The sequence below is a fragment of the Pseudomonas sp. S3_B08 genome (assembly GCF_054667725.1).
On the sequence record NZ_CP162750.1, the window covers coordinates 2192841 to 2207370 of the forward strand.

At 58.9% G+C, this 14530-nt stretch carries 2 protein-coding genes and 1 pseudogene; 1 reads left to right on the forward strand and 2 read right to left on the reverse strand.

The genetic code is table 11. The annotated features are described in order from the left end of the window. Nucleotides 1–61: 61 nt before the first annotated feature. The gene (locus AB4N73_RS09970; protein ID WP_434765813.1) at nucleotides 62–364 is read right to left on the reverse strand and encodes a hypothetical protein; all 303 of its coding nucleotides are present in this window, start codon (nucleotides 362–364) and stop codon (nucleotides 62–64) included. Further along, complete coding sequence (locus AB4N73_RS09975) at nucleotides 364–13605, reverse strand: hemagglutinin repeat-containing protein (protein WP_460143360.1); 13242 nt, start codon at nucleotides 13603–13605, stop codon at nucleotides 364–366. The genes AB4N73_RS09970 and AB4N73_RS09975 overlap by 1 nt, the downstream gene beginning before the upstream one ends. Nucleotides 13606–14053: 448 nt before the next feature. Between AB4N73_RS09975 and AB4N73_RS09980 the strand changes: the two are divergent. Next, nucleotides 14054–14461: pseudogene (locus AB4N73_RS09980) on the forward strand (toxin VasX); the annotation flags it as partial. Nucleotides 14462–14530: the final 69 nt, after the last annotated feature.

Below are 14530 nucleotides of genomic sequence, written 5' to 3' on the forward strand. Positions count from 1 at the left end.
GCCTACGGATTGTGTTTAGGAGCTGCCGAAGGCTGCGATCTTTTGATCGGAAAGTCCGGAATCAATACTCGAATTTCGTTTTGACTTGTTCGCCTTCTCGATATGAGAGGACGAATGACTTCCAGGGTTCACCGCGTTTGACTGCGTTGGCCTGTAATTCGCGGACCAGACGTAGAATTTTTGCATCGTTCATATCGGTTTCGACGCTCCAGTCTTCGATGCCATCCTTCTCAACGGATAGTTCAGTTTCAATGAACCCTTCTCCCAGCTCCACCCCGTAACGGAATGAGTCATAGCCGTGGACGATGCCGGCTTCGACTTCCTGGAAGATTTCTTTAACGATTTTTACATCTTCAGTAATCACTATATAACCTCTGGCACCTGATTCGGCTCATTATCAAAAAGCACAGTTTTAGGCTTCCCATCAATTGTGTAAGTAACTCTCATCGCGTCAGGGCGTACTGAGCTTGGGTCTTCACGGATAAATCTGACGGTTGTGACACCGACTGTTTTTGACGGATCGTTGAGCGCTTCCCTAACTCTATTCTCATAGAACACTTTATAAGCCGAATTATTGAAATTTCTGTCCTGTGGAAACAGATTGTACCCATCGCACGTGCCGCCCTGGCTACACGCTTGCGCATGCCCGCCCACATCCGTGTCTCTGCCTTCCTTGCCTGCTTCAGTTTGTCTTGGATCCCGAGGAACCTTCTCTTTGGTCGGCGTAAATGTCAATTCCTCGACCATGCCTTTGCTGTTGGTGGTGAAGCTTGTGCCGTTATCAAGCTCATAACGGGTGTTCGGGCTTCTGGCAGCAGGATTGTTGAGCAGTTCATATTCATGGCTACCCTTGACGGACTTGGTGGTATCGACTTTAACAACCGTCTCGACGTGAGTCTTGGGCGCATCGCCATGGAACGGGGAAACAGGTGGATTGGTCTTTGGTCCGTCAACCCAGCCTTTGCCTGGGGAGTCGCCAAGTTCATCTGCCCAACCCGGATGCTTGGGATCTATAGGATCTGTCAGCTTCCCGCCGCCGGTTCCCTTGTTTCCGGCGATACTGAAAACCTTGCCAGTGATGCTACCTGCCATGTTGGTTGCGGTGCCTAGTGCGATGTTCAGCAGCGTAGTGGCCCCGCGCACATAAACGTCGCCCTTTTGATCGCTAACACCGAGTCCAAACATCTTCTTGAAGGCGTTATCGCTGGCTTCCAGGCGTTTCTTGTCTTCACCGCTGAGCTCGCTGGCGATCCCCTTGGCAATTGCATCCTTGGCGGCATCAATCTTGTCGCCGAATAGCTTGGCGATCAGGACATTTCCTGCCAGACCAACAGCAGCTTTTGCTGGCCCCATCGCTGCCTGGATGGCGAGGCCAAGCAGCTGAACTTGCTCCTTGGGTAGCGTATCCATGTAGCTTTGTAGCTTTTCAGCCTCAAACAGGAGCTTGTCGCCCGGAGAATCGGGAACGAGCTTTACGGTTCCGATGGCGCGATTTTCGCCATCCGTGTCCCGGAAGTGGGTATAAACCGGATCCGATGCCTGACTTTTATCAGCACATCCGGTTGAATCACTGCAGCCCTGTTGCTGCTGTGCGAATGTGACGAATACCTGCGCGAATTTGCGAATGACTATTACGTCTTCAGGCTTCAGATCATTTATATCCCCCGGCTTCCCTCCATTGCGCACCAGATTTTTGGCAATGCTAAGTGCTAGTTCGTCCCCCAGATCCTGACGCGCCGAGGCTGGCACTTCATCCAGCGATACTCGCTGTGCCTGAAGATTGTTCCAGGCCTGACCAACCAGGTTGACAGGCCCTGTGACGAGGGACAGCGCAGCTTCGATAGAGCCTTGAGTGGCGTCACCGTAGTTCTCTATTTTTTCCGCCCAGTCCTTCAATGTGCCCGAAGGATCGGCGACGGCCTCAAGTGACGATTTGCTCACGTACAGATCGGTGCGAGACTCCTTGTCCTTGGTGATTTCGTAACCTTTGTCTACGTCGCGATTCAAACCGGCAGTCGAATCCTTGCCCGTTTCGGCGTCCTGGCGTACCACGATCTCGCCGGCGCCGACGGTGCCGCGCACGATCTGTTCACGGTCTTTGTCGTACTTCCAGCCGTTGACGCTCCAGCCAGTTTCGCCTTCCTTGCCTTTACCAACCTGGCTGCCGTCCTGAGCACCGCTGCCTTTGCCAGCGGTGTAACTGCCACCGACGTTCAGGTAATAACCGTGCTCTTTGTCTTTACCGGCGATGTCACTGAAACCCAACGTGCCGGTATCCAGTTTCAAATTACCGTTGTCGGCAGCGATCAGTGCACCGTCCAGTTGAGTGTGATTTTCGGTACGGATATCGACTTTGCTTTTACCGGTGATGCTGGTTTGCTGTTCGATCCAGTTCGTCTTGCCGGTGGTCTGGCCGTAACCGACTGAACCGCTGACACCAGCGCCCGGACCAAATGTGGCGGTTACACTGATATCGAACTCTTTACCCTTCACTTTCCCGGTGTCAGGGACCGAAGACACATTCAGATCACCGCCCACGCGCCCATTGACCTCATCACCACGCAACGTAGCGCCAGCGATATTGGTGTCCTTGCCGCTGGTGAAGCCCAGCCGGTCGCCTGCATAGAGGTAAGCCTCTTGCTGACGCTCGCCCTCACGCTCCAGATTGCCCTTGCCCAGGTTGACGCTGGCGTAAACGCCAACACCCTCGGAACCAAACACCAGCCCCAACTCCCCGCCGCCGTTGTGGCGGTTGCGGTCACTGCTGCTGTCGTTCTGTGTCGAGCGGATATTGAGGTCATTGAAAGCGTTGAGCTCGATATCGCGGCGAGCCGTGACCTGGGTACCGATGAGGTTGAGATCGTGTTCGGCTTGCAGATTGACGTCCCGGCCAGCACCCAGTTGAGTCGGCGTGGAAGTGCCATGTGAACCATCTTCAGTGGCGACCCCGTAGCTGCCGCCGACACCGATCTTGAAGCCACCACTGGTTCCGCCATGGATGCCGCCCCAGCTTTCGCGCTGGGTACTGTCTTGGCTGACGTTGCCTTTGGCGACGTCGAAGGTGACATCGCGTCCGACGACGTTGATGTCGCGCCCCGCCTGGAACTTCGCACCCTTTACCGTCACATCATTCTTGGCATTCAGGTTCAGGTCGTTGCCGGCATTCAAGGTTGACGACCGACTGCTCTGCTCGATGCTCTGCTGACTGCTGCTTTGCTTGCTGTTGCCGAACTTGACGTCCGCAGTCGGGCCCGAAACAAATTGGCCGACTGCATCCACCGCCTTGAGGGTGCTTGAGCCTTTGCTGACGTTGTCCTCACCTTTACCGGCGCCATTTACAGCGTCTTTGGTCTGGCCGTAGTTATGGTTCAGGCTCACGCCCAAGCCATTGCGCTCGGCCTCGCGCTGCTGTTCCACCAAAAGCGTTTCGCGAGCCGCGTCAATGTTGATATTGCGCCCGGCGGTCAGATTGATGTCGTTATTCGCCACCAGATCCGAGCCGGTCTGGTTGATATCGCGTTTGGCGTTGATGCTCAGATCCTGGCCGGCACTGATCTGGCTGGCGGCACCGGTCTGCTGTTCGCGCCGGTCCTTTTCCTTGAGCCCATCGGCACCGGCAAAGAAACTCACGCCATTAGCGTCACTGGAAACGCCGATACCGGCTTTTTTCGATTTCGACCAAGCCTGCTCGGCACTTTCGTCGGAAGCGGCGACTATGCTGACGTCTCGACCCGCGTCCATGCTGACGTGGCGTCCGGCATCGATTCCGCTGCCTAGAACGTTGATATCGCGCTCGGCGCTCAGGATCGTGTCCCGCCCGGCGCTGACCATGCTGCCAACGCTCGTGCTGCCTTCACCCAGCCGTCCCGCCTCTTTGGCTGAAGAAAGGGAAAGGAAACCGCCGGAAACAGAAAGCCCGGTTTTCTTTTTGTAGGCTTCACTTCGCCTGTAGTCGGTTTCGTCCGCCGAAATCAGGTTTATGTCACCGCTGTCATCGACCAGACCGGCGCGGAACTCGACGTCGTTGGCCGCTGAAACGGTGCTGGCCTGCAACAGGAAATCCTTGCCTGAAGCAACGACTACGTCATTGCCAGCCTGGAACTCGCTGGCGATCTGACTGGTGCTCGTGTTGACTGCGTTTTTACCGCTCTTAGAGAGACCGAAAGATCCCTTCTTGGTGGTTTTGCTGTAGTCACTGTGCTCGTCAACACTGGAGAGCACCGAGATATCGTTCAACGCGCCCAGGACAAGATTATTACCAGCCTTCATTTGGCTGCCAATGACAGTAACGTCGCGGCCTCCATTCAAAGAGACGCCGCCTTCGGCCGACTGGGTGGTGTTGACCGTCAGATCATGGCCAGCCTCAATCACAGAAGCCACGTTGGTGCTGTCATAGCTTCCTCGCTCTGTGGTTTTACTTTTACCGAATGAACCCTTTTTCTTCTTGTAGTAATAAGACGAACTCTCATCCTTCGCCGAAGCTACGGTGATGTCCTGCTCGGCATCGAGGCTGATGTCCTCGGTCGCTTTGATGCGGCTGGCAATGATGCCCAGGTCGTTGCCGGCGTTCAGCGCGATGTCGCGGCCGGCGTTCAACACTGATGATTGCTGCGTGATGCTATGGGTTTCGTTCGCGCGTTTTTTGCTGCGTGAAACGTAGTCGCTCTCATCGGCGGCCGAGGTGATGACGATGTCGTTACCGGAATCGACGCTGAGATCGCGCTTGGCATCCAGTCGACTGGCCACGATTGCCACGTCGCGATCGGCACTGATCGACAGATCCCGTCCGGACGTTACTTCGGCGCCGTGCTGGGTGATGGTCTGGTTGAGGAAGTTGCTGCCGCGCGAGTCGGTGCGGCGATCCTGGACCGAGGTGATGTTGACGTCGCGTCCGGCATCGAGCGCCATGTCCTGTCCGCTGCTCAGGACACCACCGATGTTGCTGATGTCGCGACCTGCGCCAATGTTGAGATCATTGGCGGCTTCGATCCGCGCGGCGTTGTTCAGTACGTCGCGATGCTGCAGCGTGCCGCCGTAACTGGAATCGTAGCCATACACGTCGCGTTGGTTGATCACATCGCCGCGAGTGGCGGTCAGGCTGACATCGCGCCCGGAAATAATGCCGCCACCGCTGTTGACGATATTGTTGCCGGCCTTGAGCGTCAGACGCTCGCCCGCCTCGATCAATCCTGTATTGGAGAGGTTGTTGCCGGCTTCGGCCGACAGGTTATTGGAGGCGCGAAGCGTGCCGGCGTTGGTCAGGTCCGTACCGGCAATCAGTGTTACGTCGCCGCCCTGGATGAGCGCACCGTTGGGTACCAGGCGGTTATTGGCCTGGGCCAGATACAGCACCGGCACTAGCACTTTCTCGCCATTCACTTCGTGCTCTTCGAGCCAGACGATGTCGTGGGTCAGGGCTGCCACTTGCTGAGCGGTCAGAGTGACGCCGACGGACAGGTTCAGTTCATTCTTGCTGGCGACGGCGTTATTCATGAGGTACTTGAACATAGCCTCGTCGGAGGTCTGCCCATCGATGAAACGCTGGCCGGTACGGGCGACAACGGCTTGCTGCACCAGGCGCTGTTCGAACAAGCCGTCGCCCAGACGCTTGGCGCTGTTGTCGGGGTCATAGCCGAGTTTATCGAGCAGGTAGTCCGAGCTCATGAACTGCTTGAGCTCAGTGAGCGCCGGGTTGGTCTCGATCAGGTATTTGTGTGGATTGGAACGCACGCTGGTGTCGGGCAGGCCCTGTACCCGCGGCACGTCGAACGAAACGTTGCCACGATTGGGCAGCAACACGCCGACCGGGCCATCCCCGGCGGCCGCGCTGACATTGATCAGCGTCGCCTGATCGTTGAGATTGAGCGATGGCCGGGCCGCCAATGCCAGTTCGCGGTTCTTGATCGATACAGGATCGCTACCGTCGAACTGAATATCCGTGGCCTTCCTCACTGGCATGCCGCCCGCATGACTTAAGGGCGCAACGTCGATGGAGCCGATTGTCCTCGACGGGCCAGATGCTAGCGTCGGATCGCTGCCGCCTTTACCGCTGAGTCGAAACAGACCGTTGTCGCCGGTTGGCAGCGTGAAGCCAGGCAGTGCCAGCGGGTTAACTTGTTGTTGAGCCAGATCCGGTGGCAACTGCGGGTTAAGGAAAACTACGGTAGGTTTGGCGGAGTTTTTCACTCCGGTGTCCGCGGTGCCTTTGACGGTGCCGCCGAAGTTTGTGTACGGGTTCAGATTGCCGTTGTTGATCGTGGTTTTAGCGTTGATTTCTACGGCCTGGCCGGCCTGGACGATAGAGGAAACGCTTGAGCCGCCGTTGGTGAAAATTCTGCGGTCTTCCTTGAGTTGACCAGCCAGAATGGACGCAGGAACGGCCACCTCAGGGCCCATACCGAACTTGGTATTAATCGCTGATGTTTTTTGTTTATCTAAATCGGTTTCTTCCCAATGAGTGCCACCTTTGTCGGGCTCGTGCACACTCTTCCCATAGCGGTACACGTTTTTCGAGTTTCTCAGGGCATAGGCGGTGAGCTCATTGTCATAGCCATACGCCAGACTTTCAGGCAAGTAAGAGAGCTTGAATATACGCGACCGAGTAAAGCTCCCCGATTGCAATCCCTGGTTCTCAAACGAATCGACATTCAACGTGATATTTTTTCCCGCTGAAACTGTCGAAGCGATATTTGCGAAATCGCCGACATCAGCCGTCATACTTCCTGCAACGGATACCGAGGACTGCGGGCCATTGATCGTGGACTGCGAATCGAAACTTTCGTTGACATAAAAGGTGTTGTTACGCCAATCGAAAGTGATGTCGCCAGAAACCAACTTCTCCTCGCCAATCACCCCTTCTGTCTTGTTATTGAAGCTATTGGCCGACAACGAAAAATCACCGTCGACATTGATCGAAGCCGCGAGGTTATTCACGCTGTTCGCACGGCCACCGCTCATGCCGGCAATTGTCAGATTGCCGATGCTGTAAACATCGCCCGTCTGGTTGGTGAAGTCATTGACCAGCAGGTTCATGTTGCCGCCGCTGAACAACAAGCCGTGATCGTTCACCAGGCTTGCAGTTCTGACGGTCAGATCCTGAGCGGCACCCAGCGTACCGGTGTTGCTGACGCTGCCCGCGTTGATCGTCATGCCGTAATTGGAAGTCAGTCTTCCGCCAGCGTTGTTCAGCAACCCGCCGATGTTGAATGTACCCTGTCCGCCACTGCCGATGCTGGCGAGACTGGTCAGGCCAAGTTGAGCCGCAGTGAAGGTCATATCGCCCAGACTGCTGACACGACCATTACCGCCGTAATTGCCGCTCAACTGAATATCAAGCCCGCCATCACTGGCAATCAACCCCTCGTTCGTCCAGTTCCCGCCACGCCCCACCAACTGATTCGAAGCCAACAATTGCCCACTGGCCGTCTGCACGAAATTGCCGACATTCACCGTCAAGCGCCCCGCCTGAATCACGCTACTGTTGGTCCAGCTGTCCGCGTTCAGGGTCAGGCCGCCACGGGTCACCAGTGAGCCGCCGGCGTTCATTACGTTGGTGGTGGAGATGCCGAATTCACCGAGGCCGACATGGGTTACCGTGCCGCCGGCGTTGAGCAAGCTCGGTGCGGCGAGGGTGAAGTCGCTGTTGGCGGTTTCTACCAGGCCGTTGCGGTTGTCGAACTGGCTGCCGATCTGGAAATCGGTTTTGCCGCTGCCGCCGAGGGCGCGCAGTTTGCCGCTCTGGTTGTTGAGGTTGGCGGCGCGAATCGCCAGGGTGCTGGCGCTTTCAATCAGGCCGCCGTTGTTGGCGAGATTACCGCCGAGGCCAATGTCGATGAGGCTGCCGCTGACCTGGCCGGCCGTGTTGTTCATCGAGCCGGCGATGACGTTCACCTGGCCGCGGGCATAGATGCCGCCGCCGCTGTTGTCGAGGGCGTTGCCGCCGGCGTTGAGCAGGATGTCGCCGCTGTTGGCGGCAATGCGCCCGCCGTCGCTGTAGATGCCGCCCAGCGCACGCAGGTCGAGGCGGCTGCCTTCGATCTTGCCTGACTGGCCGTTGCGCAGGACACCGGTCAGACGGGTTTGCAGCAGACCTTTGAGGCTCGACAGCACGCCGCCTCGGCTGTCGAGGCTGGCGGCAGTGAGGTTCAGGTCGCCGTTCTGCGCAATGATCTTGCCGCCCTGGTTGTCGATTGCGCCGTTGCCCGTGTTGACGGTCAGCGCGGTCATGCTTTGCACCGCGCCGCCGGCGTTGTTCAGCGCGGCTGCGGTGAGAGTGGCGTCGGCGGCGCTGCTGGAAATCAGGCCATCGCCGTCGTTGCGCAGCAGGCCGCCGGCGGTGAGGTTCAGTTGGCTGGTGGCGGCGATGGTGCCGCGCTGGCTGTTGTTCAGATCGCCGCTGGTGAGCAGGCTCAGCAGGCTCTGGCTGATCATCTGGCCGCCACGGTTGTCGATGCTGGTCGAACGCGTCAGCACCAGCGGCCCGGTGCTGCCGAGCGCGCCGTTGACATTGGTCAGCGCGCCGAGCAGGTCGAGTGTGACGCGATCATCGCCGACCAGACTGCCGCCGCTGTTGTTCAACGCACCGCCGGTGAAGGTCAGGGCGTTTTTCGCATTCAGGTTACCCGAGGCGTTGTTCAGGCTGGCCGCATGGATATCGACGGTGTCAGCGCTTTTGATCAAGCCGCCGGAAGCGTTGCTGATTTCACCGCCGAGCACAGTCAAGGTCTGCTTGCCGTCGCTGGTCAGCGTGCCGGCGCTGTTGTTGAGGCTGGCGGCCTTGATGTAAAGCTCGCCCTTGCTGCCGACGCCACCCTGGCTGTGGTTGATCAGCGCGCCGCTGAGGTCGATGCTGACATTGCCGAGCTGGCTGGAGATCGCGCCCCCGAGGCTGTTATCGACGCTACCGCCGGACAGAGTCGCGCCGGTCCAGCCAGAGACCAGTCCGCCCTGATTTTTCAGCTCGGCCGCCGTGAGGGTCAGTTGCTGATTGCTGATCAGGTTGCCGCCGCGATTGTCCAGACTGTTGACGTTGAGGCTGAAGCTGTTGACGCTGGAAATTTCACCTTTCTGGTTGTTCAGATCACGCAGGGTGGCGATGCTCAGCACCCCTTTGCTGTTGATCACGCCGTCCTGGTTATTGAGGTCACGCAGGTGCGCAATGCTCAGCGCGCCTTTGCTGCTGATCACCCCGCCCTGGTTGTTGAGGTCCTGCGCGGTGGCGCCGAGGTCGATGGCAAGGCCAGCGGCACCCACCAGCGTGCCCTCCTCGTTGTTCAGGCCGGTGCTGTTGAGGGTCAGTTGTTGCGCGGCGCGGATGCTGCCTTTGTTGTGATTGTCGAGCAGGCCATCGACGGTCACCGAGATATCGCTGTCACTGAGCAATACGCCGCCATCGCTGTTGTCGAGACTGGCCGCGCGAACCTGCAACGCTGCTGCCGCGATCGTGCCTTTGATCGAAGTCAGAGCCTTGTCGAGGGTCAGGCTCAGTTTCTGATTGCTCAACACTTGGCCGCCGCTGTTGTCCAGCGATTTGGCGACCAGTTCAAAGGCCTGCTCGCTGGAAATCTCGCCGCCACGGTTGTTGACCTCAGCGAGATTTTTCAGCAGCAACTGCCCCGGCGCATTGATCACCCCACCCTGGTTGTTCAGCGCACCATCGTGCAGGTCGACGCTGACGCTGGCGTGGCTGCTGAAGAGTTTGCCGCCTTGCTGATCGAGGCCTTGAATATTGGCAGTCAACGCATTGCCAGCGCCGAGGCTGCCAGCCGTGTTGGTCACTTTGCCGGCGCTCAACTCAAGCTGATCGGCGGCGTAAATGCTCGCCTGACTGTTATTAAGCTCGCCGGTGGTGATGTGCAGATTGCTTTTGCTGCTGATCACGCCTTTCTGCTGGTTGTCCAGCGCGCTGCTGGTGAGCGTCAACGCTGCATCGGTCAGCAACTGGCCGCCACGGTTGCTGACCGCACCGTGTGTGTCGACGCTGAGCGCTTTGGCGCTGGACAGCGTACCGCCATCGTTATTGAGGTTTTGCGCATCGATCGCCAGCGCACCTTCGCTGAACAGACTGCCCTGCGCGTTGTTCAGCTCGCCAGAGAGGGTAATCGCGAGGTCTTGTTGCGTGGTCAGGCGAGCGCTGTTTTCCAGACTCTTGCCGACCAGCGTCAGCCCGGTAACGCCGGACAGCACGCCGTTGTTGCGGTTGATCACCTCGTTGACGGTCAACGCCAGATTGCCGCCCGCCAGCATGTAGCCGCTGTCGCTGTTGTCGAGCCAGGCACCGATCAGGCTCACGCCGGCCTTGCTCGACAGTTCACCGCTGCGGTTATCGACACGGTCGACGACCAGTTGCAGCGCTTGGGTCGAACCGACCAGGCCCTCGCGACGGTTATCCAGACGCGCCGCCGTGAGCGTCAGGCCCTCGTCGGCGATGACCACGCCAGCCTGGTTGTCGAACAGATCAGTGACGGTGAAATCGACCTCGCCACGCCCGCGAATCTCACCGCCGCTGTTGTCGAGGCTGGCGCTGCGCGCTTGGAGGCCAGCAGAGGCGATCAGGCCTTTCACGTTGCTCAGCGCACGGTCGATGACCAGGGTGAGTTTTTCATTGCTGAGCAGCTTGCCGCCGTCATTGTTGAGGCTTTGCGCGCTCAGATTCCAGGCTTTGGCAGCGGAGATTTCCCCAGCGCTGTTGTTCACATCCTTGAGGTTTTTCAGCAGCAGTTGCCCCGGCGTATGAATGTTGCCGCGCCGGTTATCGAGCAGGCCATTGTTGAGGTCCAGGGTCAGGTCGCCGTTGCTGAACAGCTCGCCGCCGTCCTGCTGCAGCGAGGTGACGGAAGCCTGCAGGGTTTTCTGGCTGCCGATAATCCCGCCGGAGTTATCCAGATGCGCGGTGGTCAGCAGCAGCGTGCCGTCCGTGGCGAGGCTGCCGCCCTGCCGGTTCTTGAACTCACCGGTGGTCAGGGTCGAATCGGCCTTGGCACTGAAGATGCCGTCGTCGCTGTTATCGAGACTGCCGCTGGTGAAGGTCAGGCCCTTTTGCGAGGCGATCAGCCCGCCCTGATTCTGCACCCCAGCGACGCTGGTCAGTGCCATCGCTTCCAGGCTCGACAGCTTGCCCAGGCGATTGTCGAGGCTGCCGAGATTCAGGGTCATCTGCCCTTCACTGCTGATCAGGCCTTGCTGGTTGTCGAGGGCATTGTCGAAGGTCAGGTCCAGTGTGTTCTGGCTGACGATCCGCCCCCCCACATTGCTCAAACCGATGCCGCTGAGCGTCGCCGCGCCTTTGCTGAAAATCAGGCCATTGGTGGCGTTGATGATCTGCGCGACTTTCAGGCCCAGCGTGGTGTCGGACAGCACCTTGCCGCCCTCGCTGTTGTCCAGGCGTGCGCCATTGATATGCAGGTCGAGTTGACTGGAAAGCGTACTGGCGCGGTTGTCGATCTGGTCGACATTGACGGTCAGGGTCTTGAGCGACCCGACCAGGCTGTCCTGGCGGCTGTTGAGGGTTTTGCCGGTGAGTTTCAGATTGCCTTCGGCAACCAGTTCGCCGGTTTGCTGAGTCAGGTTGTCGATGCTGGCGTCGATATCGCCCTTGCCGGAAATCCGTCCGGCATCGTTGGTGACATCCCGGGCTTTGAGGCTCAACAGTCCGGTCGAGGTCAGCAAACCGCCGTTGCTGTTGTTCAGCGTGCTGCCTTCGAAGGTCAGCGCTGCCTTGCTCTCGGCGCGGCCCTTGTCGCGGTTATCCAGATTATCGATCAGCAGCGTCGTCGCTTTGTCGGCGCGCAAAACACCCGCACGGTTGTCGGTGGTCGCGCTGCTGACGGTCAGGGTGTCGAGACCGGAAATCTTGCCGGCGCGGTTATCCAGGCGCGTGGCCTGCACGTCCATCGCACCGTTGGCCTGGATCAGGCCCTTGTTCTGGTTGTTCAACTGGTCGCTGATGCGCGTGGTCAGTGTGCCTTCGCTGGTCAGCTGGCCTTGCTGGCTGTTGTCCAGTTGTTGCGCTTTGATCGCTACGGCCTGTTTCGCGCCGATCCGTCCGGTGCGATTGTTGATGGCGCCGAGGGCGGTGATGTCGAGCAAACGGCCAGCGGTGATCAGTCCGGCGACGTTGTCCAGCGAGGTGACCATGAGCACTACGTCACTCTGGCTGCCAAGTTCACCGTTGCTGTTGATCAACTGACCGATGTTGCCGGTGAGTTTGCCATTGCTGGTGAGCGTGCCTTGATTGTTCAGCACCTGATTGGCAGTGAGGGTCAGGCTGTTGTTGCCCAGCACTTTGCCGGCGTTGCGGTTGTCCAGCGTGCCGGCGGTGATGCTCGTGGTCTGGCCACTGAGCAGGCCATTCTGGTTGTTGAGGGTTTGCGCGGCGTTGACGGTCAGGTTGCGGCTGGCGCTGAGGCTCTTGCCACTGTTGTTCAGATTCTGTGCGCGAAGGCTCAAATCACCGTTGCTGTTACGGCTGCCGTCAGCATTGACGCCGGCTTCGATGGCGCCGGCATTAGTCAGTTGCCCACCGGCGCTGAGCACCACGCTGTCGCGGGCGGCCAAGGTCTGGCGGTTGGTCAGGTTGCCTTGGGTCTGTACGTTGAGCGATGTGCCGGCGTAAACCGGAGCTTGCGCGTCGAGGCTGGCGGCTTTGACGTTGACCGCGCCGGTAGCCGAGGTGTCGGCCAGGCTCAGTTGCCCGTTCGCATCAAGCTGAATATCGCCGCCGCTGGCGATCAGTTTGCCGTCGAGTTTCACCCCCACGCCGGCCTCGGTGCCGACCAGTTTGATCGCCCCGGCGTACATGCCGCCGAGGGCCGAGGAGTCGATGGCCAGTTGCGGTTTGGCGCTGCCGTCGTCCGCGCGGGCAGTGGCGTTGAGGGTGTCGGCGTTGACGTCGTTGCGACCGGCGACGATGGTCAGGTTCTGCGCTTGAATCTGCGCATTGATCTTGGCGCTGCGGGTGATGATTTCGAAACGGTCGATATTGGTCGCGTTGATGCCCGCGCCTTCGATAGCCACGCTGCCCTGATCGACCTGAATGCGATCCAGCCGACCGTTTTCCAGCACTGGTTTACCGGTAGTCAGCGTCACCCGTGGTGCGTTGATGAAACCGCAGCCATTGCAGGTGATGCCGTAGGGGTTGGCGACGATGACCCGCGCCGACTGCCCGGCCACTTCGGTGTAACCGCGCAACTGACTCGGGTTGCCGCTGATGACTTCGTTGAGAATCGCCTGCGCCGAACCGCTGTTTTTCAGGTTCGGGTTGCCGACGACATGCCCGCCCAATTGCGTGTACGTGGTCTGCGCCGCGCCGTTGTTGAGGATGACGCCCTGCGCACCGACGTTGTAGTCGTGGAACTGGTTGTGCGACAGGCCGCTGGCGTTGGGCGTGGCGATGTTGACGATCGGCACGCCGTTGCCGGCACGGTCGAGCGTGGTATTCGGGTTGGCCACGACGATGCCATCGGCCTGTGCCCACAGCGGCTGCCAGAGCATGACGTTGGCCAGCAGGAACGCCAGTCCGCGTTTGGGCATGCCGAGAAACAACTCACGGTTTTTCACGACCGCACTCGGCTGATCTGCGAGGAAGGCAAACTGGCGAACGTCCATGTGAAGATCCTGCAACGGGCAATAATCGGTCTGATCAGGTGCCATGCTCCGCAGGTAAGCGGCGCGGATGAGCGCAAAGAGTCGCTGGCATCCCTGCAATAGCGCACCAGTATCAAAATAGTGGCGCGATATTAGATGGCCACTATTTTGGCGTCAATTAATGGATGCGTTGAAAAATCGATTTCGATGAGCGGTACGGCTCAAATCCGTAGGCAATGAGCTTGTTAACGGATCTATTTATCAGCGTAGGTTTGCGAGCGCGGGTACGCCTTCAGGGTTACTCACGATTCATCCGAAGCAACCTCTGTAAGATTTCAGACGATCCCTTGTAGGTTTCATCCCGAGTGTTCGATTCCTACGCAAAACACAGAAAGATCTGACTGCTGTCGTTTTCCAGATACACGCACATTTCTCTGTCACAAACAGACACAGGGAAATGTGCTCAATGATGCACCCCGCCAACCTCGCGGCAGCCGCAGCGTCCAAAGCCCCGATCATCGGCCCCGCCGCCTGCCCCTTGCGCAACACCCACGTGCAACTGCTGCCCCTCGCGTACGGCCTGGTGGAAAAACCCTTCGACCCCAGCACCGAAATCACGCTGCCGTACACTCTGACCACGCGCCCCATGGGCATCCGCCGCCTGCGCGACGGTTGGCTGTACATCGTCGACAGTCTCAGCGGTGAGCTCTACGAATACCGCGTGCTGGAAGGTGTCATCAGCGCATTGCTGCATCGCGGCAAAAGCGTCAGTGAGGATCAGCGCAGCGCCATCGAAGAACGTCCGGCGTTGATCTTTTCGCGCAAAAGCACCCTTTACGTGACCTTCGCCGACGTGCAGTTGAGCGCGGCGAAGTGCCGACAGGTGCTGGACAGTGCGGAGGAACGCGAGCACTTCATGCAGGCGGTCGATCTCGGCCCGGTGCAT

Bases quoted from the DNA above. Each gene is read 5' to 3' on its own strand.
- AB4N73_RS09975 (WP_460143360.1), bottom strand. From the start codon at position 13,605: ATGGACGTTCGCCAGTTTGCCTTCCTCGCAGATCAGCCGAGTGCGGTC.